Below are 21,309 nucleotides of genomic sequence, written 5' to 3'. Positions count from 1 at the left end.
CGGGGCACGGTCTGAAAAAGTAGCCAGACAAAAATAGCCCTGCAAATAGACCGGCGATTATACGCACAAGTCACCCGGGAGACCGCGATGCTGGAAAGCGCAGTATATGAATGTCCGTATTGTGGTGAAGAGGTCGAGACGACCGTGGATCTCTCCGGTGGCGACCAGACCTATATTGAAGACTGTCAGGTGTGTTGTCGGCCGATCACCTTTGTGTTGCAGGTCCATGGAGAGGACTGGTTTCTGGAAGTCTTCAGCGAAAACGAGTGAGGCGCGCCCATGCAGCGAATCTACGAGCCGGAAAACCTGATGGAAGGCGAGATGCTCAAGGGCATGCTCGCCAGCGAAGGCATCGAGGCGCATCTGGTCGGGCGCGATCTGCTGGGCGGCACGGGGGAGTTGCCGATCTTCGGCCTGTTGGGCCTGTCGGTCGATAACGACCAGGCCGAATACGCCCGCGAGCTGATCAGTGCGTACAATGCCGCGCTGCCGCTGCCCGGCGATGAACCGGACAGCTATCCCGGGACGCTGGTCTGTTAGGCTGGCGTTCGTTTTATTTGTGAGTCGTGCTGCCCCATGTGTGGACGTTATGCCCTGTTTCGCTGGAACCGCGATTTCGCGAACCTGCCAGGTTTTCCTGCCGATCAGCAGGCGCAGTGGAACATTTCCCCCAACGATTCGGTGTTGATGCTGCGCGCCGAACCCGATGGCCAGCGCACGCTGGCCCGTGCCCGTTGGGGGCTGACACCGCCATGGCTGACCGACATGTCGCGCACGCCGGCCCACGCCCGGGCCGAAACCGTTGCCGAACAGCCGATGTTCCGCGAAGCCCTGCGCCTGCGTCGTTGCCTGCTGCCGGCCAACGGTTTCTACGAATGGCGCGGCACTACGCGCAAGCGCCCGTACTGGCTGACGCCGGGTGAAGGTGCTTCGTTGTTTTTTGCGGCGATCTGGGAAGCGTATCCGGTGCAGGAGCAGGTCTGGCTGAGCACGGCGGTGATCACGCAGCCTGCGGCCAGTCAGCGCCGGCCGTTGATTCTTGATGAGGCGGGGCAGGCGGCGTGGCTTGATCCTGAAACGCCGTTGCATGTTCTGCAGGGTTTGCTCGCCAGCGAACCCGCCGCCTTGCGCGAGCGGGTGCTGGCGAACCTGGTCAATGATCCGAAGCTCAACGGGCCGGAGTGCCTGACCCCGGCCTGATCGGTCAGACCTTGAACTGATTGATCAACCGCCGTTGCTGCTCCGCCAGTTTGGTCAGATCCGCACTCGCCGAACTCGACTCATCCGCACCCCCCGCCACTTCGTTTGCCACCTGACCGATATTGATCACGTTGCGGTTGATGTCGTCGGCCACCGCGCTCTGCTCCTCGGCGGCGCTGGCGATCTGGGTGTTCATGTCGTTGATCACCGATACCGCCTGAGTAATGGTCTCCAGCGCCTCCGCTGCCTTGGCCGCGTGCTGCACGCTTTCGTCGGTACGATTCTGGCTGTCCTCCATGACCCGCACCACATCGCGGGTGCCCTGTTGCAGTTGCTGGATCATGCTCTGGATTTCTTCGGTGGCCTTCTGGGTTTTCTGCGCCAGGTTGCGCACCTCGTCGGCCACCACCGCAAAACCACGTCCTTGTTCACCGGCGCGGGCCGCTTCGATCGCCGCGTTGAGGGCCAGCAGGTTGGTCTGCTCGGCGATTCCGCGAATGGCGATAAGGATCGCGTTGATGTTTTCGCTGTCCTTGGCCAGGGTCTGAACAACGTCCACGGCCTTGCCGATTTCCACGGCCAGTACGCCGATCGAGTTGGAGGTGTCGCGCACGATCTGCATGCCCTGACTGGCGGCCTGATCGGCGTGGCTGGCGGCTTGCGCGGCCTGGGTCGCGTTGCGTGCCACGTCTTGCGCGGTGGCGGTCATTTCCTGCACGGCGGTGGCCACCTGATCGATCTCGGCCATCTGCTTCTGAATGCCGATATTGGTCCGGATCGCGATGTCCGCCGTGTGCTCCGAGGAATCGCTGACGCTCTGTACCGACGACACTACCTGCGTGATCATCCCCTGCAACTTGGCGAGGAAGGTATTGAAGCCTTTGGCGATGGAGCCGAGTTCGTCATTGCGATCACTGGTCAAGCGACGGGTCAGGTCGCCTTCGCCCTGGGCAATGTCGTCGAGCATGGTCACCATTTGCTTCAGTGGGCGAGCGATGCCGTGGCCCACCAGCCAGATCACCAGCAAGCCGAGACCGGCGATGATCAGGCCGACCATGGCCATGCCGAAGGTGTCGGATTTGCGCTGGGCGTCGAGGTCGCCTTGCAGCTTTTGCAGGTCGGCCATTACCGCGTCGAGCGGCAGTTGCAGCATCAGTGTCCAGCGCGCGTCGGTCTGGCCGATGCCGAACGGCAGGTACAACTCGATCCGGCCTTGCTCTTTATTGACGGTGTAAGTCACTTCGCCGCGCTTGAGCTTGGCCATGTTGGCAATCTGCTGGGCGTCGAGAATGTCGCTGACTTTCTCGCCGAATTTGCTCGGATCCTTGGTGTAGGCGACGATCCGGCCGTTGCCGCCGATCAGGGCCATCTGTCCGGCGCCGCTGTACAGTTTCTGGTTGGCGCCCAGGAGCATTTCCTGGATGAAGTTCACCGACAGGTCGGCGCCGACGATGCCCTGGAAGGCGCCGTTGAGCATGATCGGTTCAATAAAGGAGGCGAGCATGACGATCTTGTCGCCGACCTTGTACGGGGCGGGATCGATCACGCAGGATTTTTTGGTTTCCTTCGAGCACAGGTAGTACTCGCTGGCGCGCACGCCGGTGGACAGGACTTTCTGGTCGTCGACGTCCACCAGTTTGTCCAGGCCGAGGGTGCCGTCGTCGTTGCGGAACCACCACGGCAGGAATCGCCCGTTGGCGGCGTCGATGCCGACCACGCTGGTGCCGACGTAGGTTGCATCGTTGTGATCCAGTGCGTTCTTTTCCCAACCGATGTAGGTGCCAAGAATCTTCGGATTTTTCTCGACGTTTTCCTTGATCAGGCTGATCAACTGCTCACGGCTGACGGTCAGTCGCGGCTGGCCATCGGCGCCCGGCGTGCCGAGCAGGGCGTTGACGCGTACCAGTCCGCCGGCGATCAGCAGCGGCGCTTCCAGTTCACGCTGGATCTGGCTGACCTGGGTCTGCGCCAGCGATGTCAGGCGCTGTTCGATCACTTGTTCGAACTGGGCCTGGGTCCTTTGCTGGACCATTTCCTGGGTGCGGGCACCGGAGAATAGCGCGTACAGCACCAGCGCGGCGACCACGCTGAGTACGATGGCGCCAGCCAGGGCGGCCACGGAAAACTGGATCGACTTGAACTTCATGGGAGCTCCGCACGCGAGAGGACGTCTGCGCTGCTGTATCGGCAGCCACTATTGCGCCATGAGGCAAAGTGCGTGCAATTGAAGCCGAATGTCGCAAATGGATCAGTGCACGACGCAGTTGCAGAGGGCTTGGCGCTGGATGTGAATTTTTTCCTACAGGGCTGACGGGAGTGTTCTGAAAACAGGTGCAACACGTCCGTTGTATCTGGCGTCGATACAATTACCCGCCTAGGATACGCGGCAGGTTTTCAGGGAGCTTTTGAATGAACAAGACATTGGTTGTAAGTGCACTGAGCGCAGCGCTGTTGCTGGCCGGTTGTCAGTCGGTCAACACCACCAGCGGCGGTGCCGTGGGCGTGGAGCGCAAGCAGTACATGTTCAGCATGCTGTCCTCGCAAGAGGTCGACCAGATGTATGCCCAGTCCTATCAGAAGACCGTGGGCGAGGCGTCCAGCAAAGGCGTGCTGGACAAGACCAGCAACGATGCCAAACGCATTCAGGCCATCGCCAACCGGCTGATCGCCCAGGCACCGAATTTCCGGCCGGATTCGGCGCAGTGGAAATGGGAAGTGAACCTGATCAAGAGCGACGAGCTCAACGCCAACTGCGGTCCTGGCGGCAAGATCATTTTCTACACCGGGCTGATCGACAGCCTGAAACTTACTGACGATGAAATCGCCGCGGTCATGGGCCATGAAATCGCCCACGCCCTGCGCGAGCACGGTCGTGAAGCAATGTCCAAGGCCTACGGCATCGAAATGGCCAAGCAGGGCGCCGGTGCGTTGCTCGGCCTGGGTCAGGACAGCCTGGCGCTGGCCGACACCGTGGCCAACTACGGCATGACGCTGCCCAACAGCCGCGCCAACGAAAACGAGGCTGACCTGATCGGTCTGGAACTGGCAGCTCGTGCCGGCTACAACCCGAATGCCGCCATCACCTTGTGGAACAAAATGAGCAAGGCGTCCGAAGGGGGCCCGCCTGAGTTCATGAGTACTCACCCGGCTTCGGCCAGCCGGATCGCTTCGCTGGAAGCGGCCATTCCGAAAGTCATGCCGCTTTACGAGAAAGCGCCCAAGTCCTGAAACCATGATCGCTCCCGCACTCGGTGCGGGAGCGATCTGCCGGATCAAACCCAGCCGCTGCTCTGCATCGCCTTGTACACCGCGACGATAGCCAGGATCAGGAACGCCGAGGCCGCCAGTCGACGGATCAGGGTCAGCGGCAGTTTTTCTGCTGCAAAATTACCCGCCAATACCACCGGCACGTTGGCGATCAGCATGCCCGCCGTTGTACCGATGATCACCAGCCACAGCTCCGGGTACTGCGCTGCCAGCATCACCGTAGCGATCTGGGTCTTGTCACCGATCTCCGCGAGGAAGAACGCAATCAGCGTGGTCAGGAATGGCCCGAACTTGCGGGCAGTGCTGGCTTCATCGTCGTCCATCTTGTCCGGCACCAGCGTCCACAGGGCGGTGGCGGCGAAGCTCGCGGCAAGAATCCAGTGCAGGACCGAATCGGAGAAGAAACTGCCGAACCAGGCGCCGACCGCACCGGCTGCCGCGTGGTTGGCCAGGGTCGCAGCGACGATGCCGGCAATGATCGGCCAGGGTTTGCGGAAGCGAGCGGCGAGAATCAGCGCGAGCAGTTGCGTCTTGTCGCCGATTTCGGCCAAGGCAACGATTGCGGTGGGAACGAGTAACGAGTCCAGCATCAGGATTTCCTAAGGGGCGGGTCGACACGGCTATGACACGTACAGCCTTCCCGCCCCGGGTAAGGTGTGCGTGTCATAGGTCTTGTCAAACCCTGCGATCCGTCTGGTGCGGACGCTTGGGTCGCATACGCCATGATCTGAGGATCAAGTATGTTGACGTATGCCGGACGAGCTTGGCGCTCGTGGGAGACTACTCCCCTAGGACGGAGCGGATTCTGCCTAGGCAGAATCCATTCGGCAAGTGCTAATTTTCAGCCGCGCTTGGCCCGGTAAATCCGGAAACCATTGCCTTCGGCCTTGATCGCGCAGATCCCGAGATGCTCTTCGATCAACGGTTGGTACTTCAGGAAGCTGTTGGCGACCAGGCGAAGTTCGCCGCCATTTTTCAGATGTTTGGCCGCTTTTCGCAGCAAGTTCTCGGTGGCAAAATAATCGGTGTGCACGCCGACATGGAACGGCGGGTTGCTCAGAATCGCGTTCAAACCCATCGGTGCCGCATCGATTCCGTCACCGGTCAGCACCTCGGCTTCCAGACCGTTGGCCGCCAGGGTCAACCGGCTGCTGGCAGCAGCGAAGGCATCAACGTCGAGCAACGTGACCTGATTGTGCGGGTAACGACGCTTGACCGCCGCACCGAGTACGCCGGCGCCGCAACCGAAGTCCAGCAGATGACCGCTCGGCAGTTTGTCCAGGTGCTCCAGCAGCAGGGCGCTGCCGCGATCCAGTCGGCCGTGGCTGAACACGCCCGGCAGGCTGATGACCTTCAACGGGCCTTCGGCCAGCGGCAGTTCGTAGGTCTGCGCCAGGCTTTCCAGCGGTTTGGCTTCCGGGGCGTTGGCCACGGTCACTTGCCACAGCTGGCAATGGCGCGCGCTGTCGAGCTTGCGCGGCTTGCCGAACGGGTTGAGCTGTTTGGAAGCGCCTTCGATACCGCTGCGTTTTTCCCCGACCAGATAGACTTCACGTCCGGCCAGGCGCGAAGCCACGGCGTTGAGGATGTAATCGGTCAGGTCCTTGGCCTTGGGCAGGAATACCACGGCGTTGGTGAATTCGCGCTCCGGCACGTTCACGCCAAAATGGCTGCGCCCTTCGAAACGCGCATCGAGCGCGGCCTGATCGCCGGCGTGCCAGCACCAGCCAAACGCATCGGGCAGCCGCCCCAGCAGATCATCGGCAGGCAAACCGGCCAGCAACACCGAACCCTGGAATAACTCGGCCTGACGAAGCAGTACTTCACTGCGCGGATCCATAACTGCTCCTGTGAAAAAAAGTGCCGCAGTTTATCAACTGACGACCCGCAGCGCCTTACCGCTGTAGAACGCCTGGGTGTTTTCGACCAGTTGGCCAACGATCCTCTGCCGCGCTTCGCGGCTGCCCCAGGCGTTATGCGGGGTGACGATCAGGCGCGGGATGTCGGCAGCCAGCAGCGGGTTGCCGTTGGTCGGCGGCTCGACGCTCAGCACATCGGTGGCCGCGCCGCCCAGATGACCGCTGCGCAAGGCGTCGGCCAGGGCCTGTTCGTCAATCAGTCCGCCACGGGCGGTGTTGACCACGAAAGCGCCGGGTTTCATCGAGGCGAGTTCGCGAGCACCGATGAAATGCCGGGTGTGTTCGTTGAGCGGGCAGTGCAGGGTGAGGGCGTCGATCTGTGGCAACAGTTCTTCCAGCGGCAATCGATCCGGACGGGCCGGGCGCCCCGGAATCTGCCCCAGCAGCACGCGCATGCCGAAGGCTTCGGCCAGACGCGCGACCGCGCCGCCGAGTTCGCCGTGTCCAAGCAAGCCGAGGGTTTTGCCTTCCAGTTCGACGATCGGGTAATCCAGCAGGCAGAACTGTTTCGCCTGCTGCCAGCGACCTTCACCGACGGCTTTTTGATAATCGGCCAGACGCGTGGCGAGGTTGAGCAACAGCATGATCGTGTGCTGCGCCACCGACGGCGTGCCGTAACCCTGACAGTTGCACACGGTGATGCCGTGGGCGCGGGCGGCGGCCAGATCGACGTTGTTGGTCCCGGTGGCGGTGATCAGGATCAGCTTCAACTGTGGGTTGGCGGCCATGGTGGCGGCGTCGATCAGGATCTTGTTGCTGATCGCCACGGTCGCCCCTTGCAGGCGCTCGCTCACTTGCGCAGGCAGCGTCTGGGCGAACAGTTGCAGATCGCCGAAGCAGTCACGCAAAGGGCTCAGATCGAGATCGCCAAGATCCAGCGACGGGTGATCGAGGAATACGGCGCGGTGGGCGTTCGTCATCAACTGTACCTGTTGTGCTTTGAAGGGAAGGCGTAATCTGCCGAGCCTACCAGATGAAACAAAACGTTACGCTTGGCCGAAAGGAGCCCCCATGTACTGGACCGAATTCTTGACCGTTGCCCTGATCCACCTGCTGGCCGTCGCCAGCCCCGGTCCTGATTTCGCCGTGGTGGTACGCGAAAGCGTGACCCATGGTCGACGTGCCGGGACCTGGACCGCGCTGGGCGTGGGCACGGCGATTTTCCTGCACGTCGGTTATTCGCTGCTGGGGATCGGCCTGATCGTTTCCCAATCGATCGTGCTGTTCAACGCCTTGAAATGGGCGGCGGCCGCGTACCTGCTGTACATCGGCTACAAGGCCCTGCGCGCGCAACCGGCGAAAACCGTGACCGATGATCTGCACAAAGAGGCCGGCGAACGCACTGCCCGTGGCGCGTTCACTTCGGGTTTCGTGACCAACGGCCTGAACCCGAAAGCCACGCTGTTCTTCCTGTCGCTGTTTACCGTGGTGATCAACCCGCACACCCCGCTGACAGTCCAGGCCGGTTACGGCATTTATCTCGCCGTTGCGACCGCCACCTGGTTCTGCCTGGTCGCCATGTTGTTCAGCCAGCAGCGCGTGCGTGCCGGTTTCGCTCGCATGGGCCACTGGTTCGACCGCACCATGGGCGCGGTGCTGATCGCCATCGGCGTGAAACTCGCGTTCACCGAGATGCATTGATCGAGCGGAGCTGATTCAGGGCGTTGAGGTATTCCCGGGGATTGTCCCCGAGCAAACGGCGAAACATCGCGCTGAACGCCCGCGCACTGCCGTAACCCAGATCCCGCGCCACGCTCTGCACGCTGTCCCCGGCGAGCAGGCGGGGCAGGGCTTCCATCAGGCGCAATTGCTGGCGCCAGGCATTGAAATTCATCTTCAGTTGTTGCTGGAACAGCCGCGCCAACGTGCGTGAGCTGGCGCCGACTTGCTGCGCCCAGTCTTCCAGGGTGTTGGGATGATCCGGCGTGCGCAACAGCGCCAGGCAAATGCCTTGCAGGCGCCGGTCAGTGGGCATCGGAATATGCAGTGGCAGGTTTTCGAGACTGGCGAGTTCTTCCAGCATCAGTTGCTGGATCAGCGGATTGTCGGCATGCGGCGGGCCCTGCACCGCACGCAGGATCAGTTCGCGCAGCAATGGCGTCACCGCCAGCACACAGCAGTTGCGCAGGCTGGCCGGCGCCAGCTCGGGGGCGATGAACAGTGAACGCATCTGCACATCGCCGGACATGAAAATCTCGTGGGCGACCTCGGGTGGAATCCACACCGCGCGACTGGGCGGAAGCACCCAGGCACCTTGCGCTGTGACCACCCGCATCACCCCGCTCACGGCATAGAGCAATTGCGCCTCGCGATGCAGGTGCTGCGGCTGGTGCGAGCCGTCCAGATAGTCCCGGGGATAGGCACTGACCGGTCCGTGTTCGAAATGGCTGATCAACATGTCGGATTCGATGACTTGGTTGGCAGGAATGCGCTTTCCGGCCAACTTAGCATGAGCGCTCACTACAACGTAAAGCGTGCCGTCATGAACCAGTCCAGAAACGTCATTCGCTACATCAACGCCGCCCATGTGATCGATCACATGTTCATGCTGATTTTTCCCGCCGCCGTGCTTGGCATGACCCAGGCCTTCGCCCTCGACTACGCCGCGCTGATCGGCCTGTCGCTGGGTGGCTTCATCGCGTTCGGTGCGTGTTCGCTACCGGCCGGTTGGCTGGGGGATCACTGGAGCCGGCGGCAGATGATGCTGGTGTTTTTCTTCGGCATCGGTGCCTCGGCGATCTTCACCGGCTTCAGTAACAGCCCGACGATGCTGGTCATCGGCCTGACCCTGATCGGCATTTTTGCCGCGATCTATCACCCGGTCGGCACGGCGATGCTGGTGGCCTATGCGCAGAATCGCGGGCGCGAGATCGGTATCAACGGCATGTGGGGCAACCTCGGCGTGGCGTTCTCCGCGCTGATTACCGGGCTGCTGGTGGCGCAGTTTGGCTGGCGCTCGGCGTTCCTGATCCCGGGTGTCGTGGCGATCGTGCTGGGGATCGGTTTTGCCTTGCAGGTGCGCGAGGAGCCGATTCCCAAGCGCCCGCACACCGCGCTCAAGGGTGCCGGCGGCCAGCGCATTTCGATGGTCATGGTGTTCGGCGTGCTGGCGCTGGCCACGGCCACCGGCGGGGTGGTGTTCAACGCCACCACCATGACTTATCCAAAACTGTTTCAGGATCGCTTGCATGACCTGTTCGCGTCGCCGCAAACCCTCGGTGTGGTGGTCAGCCTGGCGTATGCGTTCGGTGCGATTGCCCAGCTGAGCATCGGTCGGGTGTTGCACCGCGTCAGCCTGAAATGGCCGTTTATCGCGCTGACCTTGTGCCAGGCGCCGTTGCTGTTCGCGCTGGCTTATGTCGATGGCTGGGCGGTGATCGCGGTCGGGGCGGCGTTCATGTTCGTGGTGTTCGGCCAAGTGACGGTGAACGATTCGATGGTCGCCAACTTCGTCGCGCCGCAATGGCAGTCCCGGGTGTTTGCCTTGCGTTACTGTTTATCGTTCGGTGCCAGTGCGACGGCGATTCCGCTGATTTCCTATCTCGAACCGCGCCATGGTTTTGTAGGGCTCTACCTGATTCTGGCGGGTTTTGGCGCTTTGACTTTCCTCGCTGCGGTGGTTTTCCCACGCACACCTTCTGAAGCGGCTGTAGGGCAAACGGCCTGAGCGGTGACGAATCCCGGCAAATGCTGGCGCAAAGCTAGCATTTGTACGGCTCTGCAAATCATTCCTTTGGCTGATTTGGCTGACGTATAAGGGTTTTAGAGTACGAAACTCCAAAGCCAACACCGTGCAGTCAGAAAAGGGATTCTTATGTTGCAGACTCGCGTTATTCCGCCCGCCGAAGGGGCGTACCAGTATCCACTGCTGATTAAACGGCTGCTGATGTCGGGCGCCCGTTACGAGAAAACCCGCGAGATCATCTACCGTGACCAGCTGCGCTACAGCTACCCGACCCTGATCGAGCGGGTCGCGCGACTGGCCAACGTACTGACGGCGGCCGGCGTGAAGGCCGGTGACACCGTGGCGGTGATGGACTGGGACAGCCATCGCTACCTGGAGTGCATGTTTGCGATCCCGATGATCGGCGCGGTGATTCACACCATCAACGTGCGTCTGTCGCCGGAGCAGATCCTCTACACCATGAACCACGCCGAGGACCGCTTCGTGCTGGTCAACAGCGAGTTTGTCGGGCTGTACCAGGCCATCGCGCCGCACCTGACCACGGTGGAGAAAACCCTGCTGCTGACCGATCTGCCGGAAAAAACCGCCGATCTGCCGAACCTGGTGGGCGAGTACGAGCAACTGCTGGCGGCCGCGAGTCCGCAGTACGACTTCCAGGATTTCGACGAAAACTCGGTCGCCACCACGTTCTACACCACGGGCACCACCGGCAATCCGAAAGGTGTGTACTTCACCCATCGGCAACTGGTGCTGCACACCATGGGCGTGTCGACCATCATGGGCGCCATCGACAGCGTGCGGCTGCTGGGCACCAACGACGTGTACATGCCGATCACGCCGATGTTCCACGTGCATGCGTGGGGCCTGCCGTATGTGGCGACCATGCTCGGGCTCAAGCAGGTTTATCCGGGGCGTTACGACCCGGAATTCCTGGTCGAGCTGTGGCGCAAGGAGAAGGTCACGTTCTCCCATTGCGTGCCGACCATCCTGCAGATGGTGCTCAACGCCAAGGGCGCGCAAGGCACCGATTTTGGCGGCTGGAAAATCGTCATCGGCGGCAGTGCGCTCAATCGCACGCTGTACGAAACGGCCAAGAGCAAGGGCATTCAACTGACGGCCGCTTACGGGATGTCGGAAACCGGGCCGCTGGTCTCGTGCGCGCACCTCAACGATGAATTGATGGCAGGCACCGAAGACGAGCGCACCACCTACCGGATCAAGGCCGGCGTGCCGGGGCCATTGGTCGAAGCCGCGATTGTCGACACCGAGGGCAATTTCCTCCCGGCGGACGGCGAGACCCAGGGCGAACTGGTGCTACGCGCACCATGGCTGACTGAGGGTTATTTCAACGAACCGCAAAAGGGCGCCGAGCTGTGGGCTGGCGGCTGGCTGCACACCGGCGACGTCGCCACGCTGGACAGCATGGGCGTGATCGACATCCGCGACCGCATCAAGGACGTGATCAAGACCGGCGGCGAGTGGATCTCCTCGTTGGACCTCGAAGACCTGATCAGTCGTCACGTCGCGGTACGTGAAGTAGCAGTGGTGGGCATCGCCGATCCGCAGTGGGGCGAGCGCCCGTTTGCCTTGCTGGTGGTCCGTGAAGGGCACGCCATCGGGGCGCGCGAGCTCAAGGAACACCTCAAGCCATTCGTTGAACTGGGGCACTTGAGCAAGTGGGCGATCCCGAGCCAGATCGCGCTTGTTACTGAAATTCCCAAGACCAGTGTCGGCAAGCTCGACAAGAAGCGCATCCGCCTCGACATCACTGAATGGCAGGCCAACAACAGCACCTTCCTCTCGACGCTCTGAGCATCCCCTGGCGCGCCGAAAACGGCGCGCCAGACCCACCAAGCAAGCGCTTGGCTTGTGAAATCGAAATTTTCAGCCATCCTTGCCGTGCCGACATGCGTCGGACTGGCGAAAGGACTGTTCCAGAGTGGCCGGCAGCTGCAAATCACACTTTAGAGGGATCAAGCAGTACCACCTGCTGGCTATAGTCCGCTCAAGGATTTTTAAGAACGGGGCACACGCACAAACGGGGCGATGCAACATTGAAGCGATTTCGGGAAGCCTCTGGCGCCCGGTCCCTCAGGCGTTTTTAAAAGTACTCACTGCCATAACAATAATGCACATGGAGTAGCGTCGATGACCTCAGTAAACCAGTTCTGGCGCCGGGCAAAGCTGCCTCTGGCCGTCAGTCTTGCTTCTTCGCTCGCCGGGCCCGCATTCGGCGTCAGTTTCAACGTCGGTGAAATCGAAGGCCAGTTCGACTCCTCCCTGTCGATCGGTGCCAGCTGGTCCACCCAGAGCCCGAACAAGAATCTCATCGGCGTCAACAACGGCGGTCACGGTCTGTCCCAGACCTCCGATGATGGCCACCTGAACTTCAAGAGCGGTGAAACCTTCTCGAAGATCTTCAAGGGCATCCATGACCTCGAACTGAAATACGGCGACACCGGTGTGTTCGTCCGTGGCAAATACTGGTACGACTTCGAACTCAAGGACGAAAGTCGTCCGTTCAAGGACATCAGCGACAGCAACCGCAAGGAAGGCGCCAAGTCCGCCGGCGGTCAGATCCTCGATGCCTTCGTCTACCACAACTATTCGATCGCCGATCAGCCGGGCTCCGTGCGCCTGGGCAAACAGGTGGTGAGCTGGGGTGAAAGTACCTTCATCGGCGGCGGCATCAACTCGATCAACCCGATCGACGTGTCCGCGTTCCGTCGTCCGGGTGCCGAGATCAAGGAAGGCCTGATCCCGGTCAACATGTTCTACGTGTCCCAGAGCCTGACCGAAAACCTGTCCGCCGAAGCCTTTTACCAGCTTGAGTGGGACCAGACCGTCGTCGACAACTGCGGCACCTTCTTCTCCCAGCCGGACATCATCGCCGACGGCTGCACCGACAACCTGCGCGTGCTGAACAAGCGTTCGCAGATTCCGGCCATTGCCCTGGGGCCATTGGCTGCCAACGGCGTCGACGTCAACGAGGAAGGCGTGCTGGTACGTCGCGGGCCTGATCGGGATGCCCGGGACAGCGGCCAGTGGGGCGCGTCCCTCAAATACATGTTCGAACCACTGGACACCGAGTTCGGTGCCTACTTCATGAACTATCACAGCCGTGCGCCGATCTTCAGCGCCACGGGTGCACCGCAATCGGTCTACAACGGCGTGGCGGCATTGCCGGCAGCATTCCGGGCCCTGGGGCCGCTGCTGGTTGCAGGCAACTCGAACTACTTCGTCGAGTATCCTGAAGACATCCGCCTGTACGGTCTGAGCTTCTCCACCACCCTGCCTACCGGCACGGCCTGGAGCGGTGAAATCAGCTACCGTCCGAATGCGCCGGTACAACTGAACTCCACCGACATCCTGTTCGCCGGTGTGCGTCCCTTGGGCGGCACGTTTGCGAACGCATCGCTGCTCGACGGCGTGCCAGGCCAGGATCTGCACGGTTACGAGCGCAAGGAAATCACCCAACTGCAGACCACCTTCACGCACTTCTTCGATCAGGTCATGGGCGCGAGCCGTCTGACACTGGTGGGTGAAGTGGGCGCGACTTACGTGGGCGGTCTGGAGAGCCGATCCGACAAACGCTATGGCCGCGATCCGGTCTTCGGCCCGGGCGAATTACCAGCCACCGGCGGTACCAACACCTGCGTCAACATCCTCAACAACGGCACCATCAATGGCGCCGGGCCCGGTTCCCCGCAGAACAACCGTAGCCGCAACTGCAACAATGACGGTTTCACCACGTCAGTGTCCTGGGGTTATCGCGGTCGCGCCATCTGGGAATACAACGACGTGTTCGCCGGCGTGAACCTCAAGCCGAACGTGGCCTGGTCCCACGACGTCAGCGGCTACTCGCCAGGCCCTGGCGGCAACTTCGAGGAAGGTCGCAAGGCGGTGAGCCTGGGCGTCGATGCCGAGTACCAGAACACCTACACCGCGAGCCTGGCCTACACCAACTTCTTCGACGGCAAGTACACCACTGTGGATGACCGCGACTTCGTGGCGCTCAGCCTTGGCGTGAACTTCTAAGCACTGCATTCAGGACGAACGAATTTATGAAAATAACAAAGAGTCTGTTCCACGCCGGTGTTCTGGGCCTGTCGCTGCTGGCGACCGGCGTCATGGCGGCGGTGCCTGCCGCCGAAGCGGACAAGCTGGGCAAGAGCCTGACCCCGATGGGCGCCGAGATGGCCGGTAACGCCGACGGCTCGATCCCGGCCTGGAAACCGATGCCGAAGAATGCCGGAACCGTCGACAGCAAGGGTTTCCTGTCTGATCCGTACGCCAGTGAAAAACCGCTGTTCACCATCACCAAGCAGAACGTCGACCAGTACAAGGCCAAGCTTGCACCGGGTCAGTACGCGATGTTCCAACGTTACCCTGACACCTTCAAGATGCCGGTCTACCCATCCCACCGCGGTGCAACCGTGCCGGATTCGGTATTTGCCGCCATCAAGAAAAACGCCACCACTACGAATCTGGTGCAAGGCGGCAACGGTCTGGAAAACTTCGATACCGCCGTGCCGTTCCCGATTCCGAAAACCGGCGTGGAAGTGATCTGGAACCACATCACCCGTTATCGCGGCGGCAGCGTGACCCGTCTGGTGACCCAGGCCACGCCGCAACCGAACGGCTCGTTCAGCCTGGTGTACTTCCAGGATCAGTTCGTGTTCCGTGACCGGATGAAGGATTACGATCCGGCGAACCCGGGCAATATCCTGTTCTACTTCAAGCAGAAAGTGACCGCGCCGGCACGTCTGGCCGGTGGTGTACTGCTGGTACACGAGACCCTCGATCAGGTGAAGGAACCGCGTTCGGCGTGGGTCTACAACGCCGGTCAGCGTCGTGTACGTCGCGCACCGCAAGTGTCGTATGACGGCCCGGGTACCGCGGCGGACGGCCTGCGTACTTCCGACAACCTGGACATGTTCAACGGTGCTCCGGATCGTTACGACTGGAAACTGGTCGGCAAACAAGAGATGTACATCGCCTCCGACAGCTACAAGCTCGACGATCCGAAGCTCAAGTACGCCGACATCATCAAGGCCGGGCACATCAACCAGGATCTGGCGCGTTATGAACTGCGTCGCGTCTGGCACGTGACTGCGACCCTGAAGGAAGGTCAGCGTCACATCTACGCCAAGCGTGACTTCTTCATCGACGAAGACACCTGGCAAGCGGCCGTGATCGATCACTACGACGGTCGCAACCAGCTGTGGCGCGTGGCGGAAGCTCACGCCCAGGACTACTACAACGTTCAGGTGCCGTGGTACACCCTGGAAACGCTCTACGATCTGCAGTCCGGTCGTTATCTGGCACTGGGCATGAAGAACGAAGAAAGCCGGGCTTACGACTTTGGTTTCACCGCCACCATCAGCGACTTCTCGCCGGCCGCCCTGCGCCAGGACGGTATTCGCTAAGCTGCTGTAAACCGAGGCCGCATCCTCGTGAAAACGCCCCGACCGGTTCGGGGCGTTTTTTTGCCTGTCGCTTTTTCCGTAGACTTTTTGTAGCCATTTGTAGCAACGACCTTCATAACCGCTCCGTTTAAGGCTAGTCTGCGGGCATCTGCTACGCCGCCAACAGCCCTACAAACAAGAGCCGGCCATGACTGATCTGTCCCCACTTCCGGGCCCTGCAAGCGTTGCCGTCGCGGCACTGGACGGACGTTTTTTCCGTCCGCCGCTACCCGACGGCTACGTGCTGCGACCCCGTTTGTGCGAGCGTCTGAGCGCCGGACTCGGAGGGCGCCTGTTGCTGGTCAGCGCTCCGGCCGGGTTCGGCAAAAGCTCGCTGGCGGTGGAGTTCTGCCAGAGTCTGCCGGCGCACTGGCAAAGTCTGTGGCTGGGCCTGAGCCCGAGAGACAACGATCCGGGGCGGTTTCTTGAGCGCCTGCTCGAAGGCCTGCAGGATTACTTTCCACAACTGGGCAGCCGGGCACTGGGGCTGTTGAAAATGCGTCAACGCCATCAGCCGTTTGCTTTCGAAGAATGGCTTGATGGCCTTTTGGATGAACTGGCGCTGCATCTGCAACCGACGGCACCACTGCTGTTGGTACTGGATGATTACCATCTTGCCCAGGGGCCGGTGCTCGACCGCTGCCTGCAATTTTTCCTCAATCACTTACCGGACGGCCTGGTGGTCATGGTCACCAGCCGGCAGCGGCCGGACTGGCATCTGGCCCGTCTGCGCCTGTCGCGCCAGTTGCTGGAACTGCACGAACAGGATCTGCGCCTGACCCACGACGAAGCCCTGGCACTGCTCGATCGTCACAGCAGTTCCCTGCGTGGAGAGGCGCTGGAAAACCTGATCCAGCGTAGCGAAGGCTGGGTGGCCGGGCTGCGTTTCTGGCTGCTGGCGATTGCTGAAGCCGGCACTGAATCGGCCCTGCCGCAAGCGTTGAACGGCGGGGAAGGGCTGATCCGCGAATATCTGCTGGAAGAAGTCATCGATTGCCTGCCCGCCGAGGTCCAGGCGTTTCTTTATGACACCGCACCGCAGGAACGCTTTTGCAGCGAACTGTGCGACGCGGTGCGCGAAGCCCATGACAGCGCTGAAATCCTGCGTTTCCTGCTGGCGCATCAGGTGTTCCTGGTGCCGCTGGACGAGCACGGGCACTGGTATCGTTATCACCACCTGTTTTCCGATCTGTTGCGCAGCCGGCCTATCACCAAGGCACTGGTCCCCGCCGCCACGCTGCATCTGCGCGCCTGTCGCTGGTTCAATGCCCAGGGCCTGCTGGATGAAGCTGTCGAGCAGGCACTGCGCGCAGGGCATCTGGACGTCGCGGCCAATCTGGTACAGAACCTGTCCGAGGAACAACTGCTCGCCGAGCAGAACGTCGGCATGCTGCTGCGCTGGAAAATGGACTTGCCCGACAGCCTGCTGATCAGCACCCCGCGCCTGATCGTGTTGTACAGCTGGGCGTTGGGGCTGGCTTGTCAGCTCGATGCGGCCGAAGAGCTCGCCAGTCATCTGAGCCGGTTTCTGCCGGCACCTTCGGCCACCGCACAGAAATCCATGCTGGCCCAATGGCTGGCGCTCAAGGGCATCATCGCCCGTGGGCGAGGCCATCGCGAGCAGACCATCGAGTATTGCAGCGAGGCACTGGAGAGCCTGCCGGCCAAGCGTTACGGCCAGCGCCTGATGTGCCTGTCGACCTTGTCCAACCTGGCAATTGCCGACGGCGATCTGTGGCGTGCGCGGGGCTTGAACCGTGAATCGCTTGAACTGGCGCAGCGGGTCGGCAATCCCTTGTTCGAGGCGCTGGCACATTACGATCGTGCGCGCGTCCTGCAGGCGCGCGGCGAAATCCTGCGTGCGCTCGATGAAGTGCGCCAAGGGCTGGAGCGCTTGCGCGGATTGTCCGCGCAGCGTTTGTACGCCGTGCGTGCGCGACTGACGCTGTATGAGGGCTTTCTGTTGGCCATGCGATTGCAGCCGCAGGCGGCAAGGGCGCGATTGCAGGCAGGCCTGGCTGAAGCAAGGGCTTGTCGCGATATCAGCGTATTGATCGGCCACTGCGTGATCGCCCGGCTTGACGGCAGCAGCGGTGACTTTGCCAAGGCCTTCGCCGAGCTGGCCGAAGCCGAACGCCTGATGCACATCTGGGACGTCCCGCCGATCTACTATCTGGCGATGATCACCCTGGTCAAATGTGAGCTGTGGCTGTCTCAGGGGCGTATCGATCTGGCCGAAGCCTGGCTGGCACGACTGGGCCAGACCTACACCGGTGAACGCGCGGCAGCCCCACCGGAGTTTCATCCGCAGTTGCCGTTGCACGTCGAACTGCAACAGGCGTTGCTGGACGTCATCCAGGGACAACCGATGCTCGCCGAAGGGCGGCTGAACGTGTTGCTGGAGAACGGCCAGCAAACCGGGCGACAACTGCTCAGCGTGATGGCACTGACGCAAAAAGTGGCGCTGCTGTTGGCGGGTGGGCGCGAGCCTGAAGCGCGCAAGGCGTTGAATCAGGCGCTGGAAGCCGCGGCCGGCGGCGTCCTGCAACCCTTCGATGTGCTGGTCAAGGAACATGCGGACTGGTTGCGCGGACAACTGTCACTGACTGCACCGACAGTCGTCGGTCAGCAATTGCTTGAGCAATTCCCTCAGGCCCAGGCTCGCCCCACTGTGGAATCTGCTGCTACCGAACAGCTCAGCAGCCGCGAACTGGCGGTACTGCGTCTGATCGCCCAGGGTTGCTCCAACCAGGAAATCAGCGATCAACTGTTCATCTCGCTGCACACCGTGAAAACCCATGCCAGTCACATCAACAGCAAGCTGGGTGTGGAGCGGCGCACACAGGCGGTGGCGCGGGCGAAGGAGTTGGGGGTATTGAGCTGAGTCTCCTGTTTCGCGCGGGTTCGGCATCCGGCAAGCCAACAACGTAAAATGGCGGAAAAAAGCCTCTGCGCATTGTCTTCAATGTCTGTTCAGGATCTCCCATGACCGCTGCAAATCCCGCGCTCATCCGCGAAACCTTCCCCGTCGGCCCGCTCCAGTGCAATTGCACGATCATCGGCGACCCGATCACCAAGAAAGCCATCGTCGTCGATCCGGGCGGCAACCCTGACCTGATCATGGCCCGGCTCGATGCCCTCGGTCTGAAAGTGGTCAGCATCATTCACACTCACGCGCACCTCGATCACTTCCTGGCTTCCGGGCAAATGAAGGAAAAGACCGGCGCCACCTTGCATTTGCACAAGGAAGACCAGTTTTTGTGGGACAACCTCGAGATGCAATGCCAGATGTTCGGCGTGCCTTACACCCCGGTGCCGTCTCCCGATCGCTGGTTGAGCGACGATGAAGAACTGGCCTGCGGCTGTGGCGTGGCGCTGCACACGCCGGGGCATACGCCAGGTTCCATGAGCTTCTGGTTTTCCGAGGCTAAGCTGTTGATTGCCGGCGACACGTTGTTTCGTCGCGGAGTAGGGCGCACGGATTTGTGGGGCGGCGATCAGGCGACCATCGTGCGATCGATCAAGCAGCGGCTGTACACCCTGGATGAAGACGCAACCGTTGTGGCCGGGCATGGTCCGGATACGCGTCTGGGGGATGAGATGCGCGAGAACCCGTTTGTGCGTGCCTAAACATTTTGTCACGGGTGTCCGGCGGAATTTTTGTGCATTGTCATGATCCAACGCCCGCACGGGCCAGTTGCCAATGGCCGCTGCACCACAGAATGCAAAATGTAGGAGCACTCCATGTTCACCACGCGTCGTTTGATTATTGTCGCTACTGCCGTGGCCGTTTTGTCCGGCTGCGCCTCGCCCAACCCGTATGACAATCAGGGTCAGGCCGACGGTGGCTCCCAGGGCATGAGCAAAACCGCCAAGTACGGTGGCCTCGGTGCGCTGGCCGGCGCGCTGGCCGGTGCCGCCATCGACCACAACAACCGCGGCAAGGGTGCGCTGATCGGCGCAGCCGTCGTCGGTGCCTCGGCCGCCGGTTACGGCTACTACGCCGACCAGCAGGAGAAAAAACTGCGCGCCAGCATGGCCAACACCGGGGTTGAAGTGCAGCGTCAGGGCGACCAGATCAAGCTGATCATGCCTGGCAACATCACTTTCGCCACCGATTCGGCGAACATCGCTTCCAGCTTCTATCAGCCGCTGAACAACCTGGCCAACTCGCTCAAAGAGTTCAACCAGAATCAGATCGAAATCGTCGGCTACACCGACAGCACCGGCAGCCGTCAGCACAACATGGACCTGTCCCAGCGTCGTGCGCAGAGCGTGGCCACCTACCTGACCTCGCAAGGTGTCAGCGGTGCCAACCTGAGCGCCCGCGGTGCCGGCCCGGATAATCCGATCGCCAGCAACGGTGACGTCAACGGCCGGGCGCAGAACCGCCGCGTTGAGGTCAACCTCAAGGCGATCCCGGGCCAGCAGTACGGTGGTCAGCAGCAGCCGGGCACTGTTCAGCAGTACCCGTAACCGTCAGGTACAAAAAAGCCCCCGGACAAGTGATTGTCCGGGGGCTTTTTGTTGGCGCGAAGGCTGATTACTTCTTCAGGCCGTAATGCTCGTCGAGCATGCCCGGCGAGTTCGGGGTCTTCGGCGCGTAGTCACGCGGCGGTTCCTGATCCCGTGGTGGCGTCAGGCGTTCCCGTGGGGCCTGTGCCGCGTCGGCGTGCAGCGAGGCGAGCAAGCGTTGACGGGTCTGCTCGTCCAGGGCCAGGCGGTTGGCGCCCTCGGCGAGGTGGTCCTGCACTTCCTGATAGCTCTGGGTCAGTTTCTTGACCAGATTGGCGGTGCTGTTGAAGTGGGTCACCACTTCGTTCTGATAACTGTCGAAACGTTCCTGAATATCATCCAGTTGACGCTGCGTGCGGCTAGGCGCGGCGTTCGGCGCAACGCGAGCGATCAGGAAACCAATGGCGACACCCACAACCAGGGCAAGAGTCGGTAACAACCAAACTAAGAGCGAGTGTTCCACGAGTCCTTCCTCTATAAACGGCTTTGCTTTACGTTAACGGCTCGAACCTGCGCTGTATACCGCGATTCACTCGCAATAGACTGGCACAGACAATTTGCTAGACGAGTCGACCCGATTCGAGGTCACGGAGTTCCTTCCTTGCTGATGCGTGAAACCCCTGTAGTGATTGATGGCCCGGTGGGGCAACTTGAGTCTTTGTATCTGGACAACGAGCAGCCCCGCGGCATCGCGCTGATCTGCCACCCGAACCCGGTGCAGGGCGGCACCATGCTCAACAAGGTCGTCTCGACCCTGCAGCGCACCGCGCGCGACGCGGGCCTGATCACCTTGCGCTTCAACTATCGCGGCGTCGGTGCCAGCGAAGGCTCCCATGACATGGGCACTGGTGAAGTCGACGACGCCCAGGCCGCCGCCGCATGGCTGCTGGAAAAACACCCGGATCTGCCGCTGACCCTGTTCGGTTTCTCCTTCGGTGGATTTGTTGCCGCAAGTCTCGGCGGTCGACTCGAAGCCCAAGGCATCACGCTCAAGCACCTGTTCATGGTCGCGCCGGCGGTGATGCGTCTGGGCGATCAGGATCAACTGCCGCAGCAGGGCGAGTCGACTGTGATCCAGCCGGAAACCGACGAAGTGATCGAGCCGCAGCTGGTCTACGACTGGTCTGAAAAACTCCAGCGCCCCCATGAGCTGCTGAAAGTGGCAGAATGCGGACACTTTTTTCATGGCAAGCTGACCGATCTCAAGGATCTGATCCTGCCGCGTCTCTCGAATTGATTGCAGTCTGACAAGCGA

At 61.4% G+C, this 21,309-nt stretch carries 19 protein-coding genes and 1 riboswitch; of the genes, 13 read left to right on the top strand and 6 right to left on the bottom strand.

Annotation, left to right across the window (positions count from 1 at the left end; genetic code table 11):
• The first annotated feature begins 87 nt into the window (after window positions 1–87).
• The 3 genes from AC1Q9F_RS12360 to AC1Q9F_RS12350 are packed head-to-tail and all read left to right on the top strand — an operon-like array spanning window position 88 to window position 1,200.
• Window positions 88–270 (top strand): CPXCG motif-containing cysteine-rich protein, encoded by a 183-nt coding sequence (locus tag AC1Q9F_RS12360; RefSeq protein ID WP_007951671.1) that lies wholly within the window; start codon window positions 88–90, stop codon window positions 268–270.
• 9 nt (window positions 271–279) lie between these two features.
• On the top strand, window positions 280–540 hold the full coding sequence (locus tag AC1Q9F_RS12355) for a putative signal transducing protein (protein WP_011335895.1): 261 nt from the start codon (window positions 280–282) through the stop codon (window positions 538–540).
• 36 nt (window positions 541–576) lie between these two features.
• A complete protein-coding gene (locus AC1Q9F_RS12350) occupies window positions 577–1,200 on the top strand; it encodes an SOS response-associated peptidase (RefSeq protein ID WP_007951669.1) in 624 nt (207 codons plus the stop codon).
• A 4-nt stretch (window positions 1,201–1,204) separates the two neighbouring features.
• Here AC1Q9F_RS12350 and AC1Q9F_RS12345 read toward each other — a convergent pair whose 3' ends face one another.
• Window positions 1,205–3,346 (bottom strand): methyl-accepting chemotaxis protein, encoded by a 2,142-nt coding sequence (locus AC1Q9F_RS12345; protein WP_492634781.1) that lies wholly within the window; start codon window positions 3,344–3,346, stop codon window positions 1,205–1,207.
• Between the two features lie 263 nt (window positions 3,347–3,609).
• Here AC1Q9F_RS12345 and AC1Q9F_RS12340 point away from each other — a divergent pair, with 263 nt between their 5' ends.
• Window positions 3,610–4,428: a M48 family metallopeptidase gene (locus tag AC1Q9F_RS12340; RefSeq protein ID WP_207983905.1), complete on the top strand. Its 819-nt coding sequence runs from the start codon at window positions 3,610–3,612 to the stop codon at window positions 4,426–4,428.
• Between the two features lie 44 nt (window positions 4,429–4,472).
• On the opposite strand, the gene AC1Q9F_RS12335 is transcribed toward AC1Q9F_RS12340, so the two are convergent.
• The 3 genes from AC1Q9F_RS12335 to AC1Q9F_RS12325 form a co-directional block, all read right to left on the bottom strand.
• Window positions 4,473–5,057 carry a TMEM165/GDT1 family protein gene (locus tag AC1Q9F_RS12335; protein ID WP_007956837.1) on the bottom strand — a complete coding sequence of 195 codons (585 nt, stop codon included), beginning with the start codon at window positions 5,055–5,057 and terminating at the stop codon, window positions 4,473–4,475.
• An 87-nt stretch (window positions 5,058–5,144) separates the two neighbouring features.
• Window positions 5,145–5,269: riboswitch (yybP-ykoY riboswitch) on the bottom strand.
• A gap of 39 nt (window positions 5,270–5,308) precedes the next feature.
• A complete protein-coding gene (locus tag AC1Q9F_RS12330; RefSeq protein WP_207983904.1) occupies window positions 5,309–6,307 on the bottom strand; it encodes a methyltransferase in 999 nt (332 codons plus the stop codon).
• Window positions 6,308–6,340: 33 nt separating this feature from the next.
• Window positions 6,341–7,306, bottom strand: coding sequence for a 2-hydroxyacid dehydrogenase (locus AC1Q9F_RS12325; RefSeq protein WP_207983903.1), 966 nt, complete (start codon window positions 7,304–7,306; stop codon window positions 6,341–6,343).
• A 91-nt stretch (window positions 7,307–7,397) separates the two neighbouring features.
• Between AC1Q9F_RS12325 and AC1Q9F_RS12320 the strand changes: the two genes are divergently transcribed.
• Complete coding sequence (locus AC1Q9F_RS12320; RefSeq protein WP_492619823.1) at window positions 7,398–8,027, top strand: LysE family translocator; 630 nt, start codon at window positions 7,398–7,400, stop codon at window positions 8,025–8,027.
• Here AC1Q9F_RS12320 and AC1Q9F_RS12315 read toward each other — a convergent pair.
• Entirely contained in the window at window positions 8,011–8,784 is a 774-nt protein-coding gene (locus tag AC1Q9F_RS12315) for an AraC family transcriptional regulator (protein WP_492619824.1), read from the bottom strand. The two genes, AC1Q9F_RS12320 and AC1Q9F_RS12315, sit on opposite strands and share 17 nt — an antisense overlap.
• A gap of 84 nt (window positions 8,785–8,868) precedes the next feature.
• Here AC1Q9F_RS12315 and AC1Q9F_RS12310 point away from each other — a divergent pair, with 84 nt between their 5' ends.
• From AC1Q9F_RS12310 to AC1Q9F_RS12280, 7 genes are all read left to right on the top strand, one after another.
• Entirely contained in the window at window positions 8,869–10,053 is a 1,185-nt protein-coding gene (locus AC1Q9F_RS12310) for an MFS transporter (protein WP_492619825.1), read from the top strand.
• A 147-nt stretch (window positions 10,054–10,200) separates the two neighbouring features.
• On the top strand, window positions 10,201–11,883 hold the full coding sequence (locus tag AC1Q9F_RS12305) for a fatty acid--CoA ligase (protein WP_085606947.1): 1,683 nt from the start codon (window positions 10,201–10,203) through the stop codon (window positions 11,881–11,883).
• Between the two features lie 336 nt (window positions 11,884–12,219).
• On the top strand, window positions 12,220–14,109 hold the full coding sequence (locus AC1Q9F_RS12300; RefSeq protein ID WP_207983899.1) for a DUF1302 domain-containing protein: 1,890 nt from the start codon (window positions 12,220–12,222) through the stop codon (window positions 14,107–14,109).
• A gap of 26 nt (window positions 14,110–14,135) precedes the next feature.
• Window positions 14,136–15,500, top strand: coding sequence for a DUF1329 domain-containing protein (locus AC1Q9F_RS12295; protein WP_085606942.1), 1,365 nt, complete (start codon window positions 14,136–14,138; stop codon window positions 15,498–15,500).
• Window positions 15,501–15,687: 187 nt separating this feature from the next.
• Window positions 15,688–18,423, top strand: coding sequence for a winged helix-turn-helix domain-containing protein (locus AC1Q9F_RS12290; protein ID WP_492619826.1), 2,736 nt, complete (start codon window positions 15,688–15,690; stop codon window positions 18,421–18,423).
• Window positions 18,424–18,524: 101 nt separating this feature from the next.
• Window positions 18,525–19,169: an MBL fold metallo-hydrolase gene (locus tag AC1Q9F_RS12285; RefSeq protein WP_085745362.1), complete on the top strand. Its 645-nt coding sequence runs from the start codon at window positions 18,525–18,527 to the stop codon at window positions 19,167–19,169.
• Window positions 19,170–19,283: 114 nt separating this feature from the next.
• Window positions 19,284–20,015: a YiaD family glycine zipper/OmpA-like lipoprotein gene (locus AC1Q9F_RS12280; RefSeq protein ID WP_007956806.1), complete on the top strand. Its 732-nt coding sequence runs from the start codon at window positions 19,284–19,286 to the stop codon at window positions 20,013–20,015.
• A 67-nt stretch (window positions 20,016–20,082) separates the two neighbouring features.
• Here the strand turns inward: AC1Q9F_RS12280 and AC1Q9F_RS12275 are convergent, their stop codons facing one another.
• Window positions 20,083–20,517: a Z-ring associated ZapG family protein gene (locus tag AC1Q9F_RS12275; protein ID WP_007956803.1), complete on the bottom strand. Its 435-nt coding sequence runs from the start codon at window positions 20,515–20,517 to the stop codon at window positions 20,083–20,085.
• Window positions 20,518–20,661: 144 nt separating this feature from the next.
• Between AC1Q9F_RS12275 and AC1Q9F_RS12270 the strand changes: the two genes are divergently transcribed.
• Window positions 20,662–21,291, top strand: a complete 630-nt coding sequence (locus AC1Q9F_RS12270; RefSeq protein ID WP_492620017.1) for an alpha/beta hydrolase — start codon at window positions 20,662–20,664, stop codon at window positions 21,289–21,291.
• Window positions 21,292–21,309: the final 18 nt, after the last annotated feature.

The organism is Pseudomonas sp. GW823-FHT04A03 (assembly GCF_058796615.1).
Note: the sequence above shows the minus strand (reverse complement) of the source record. Positions and strands in the feature narration are given on the sequence as shown.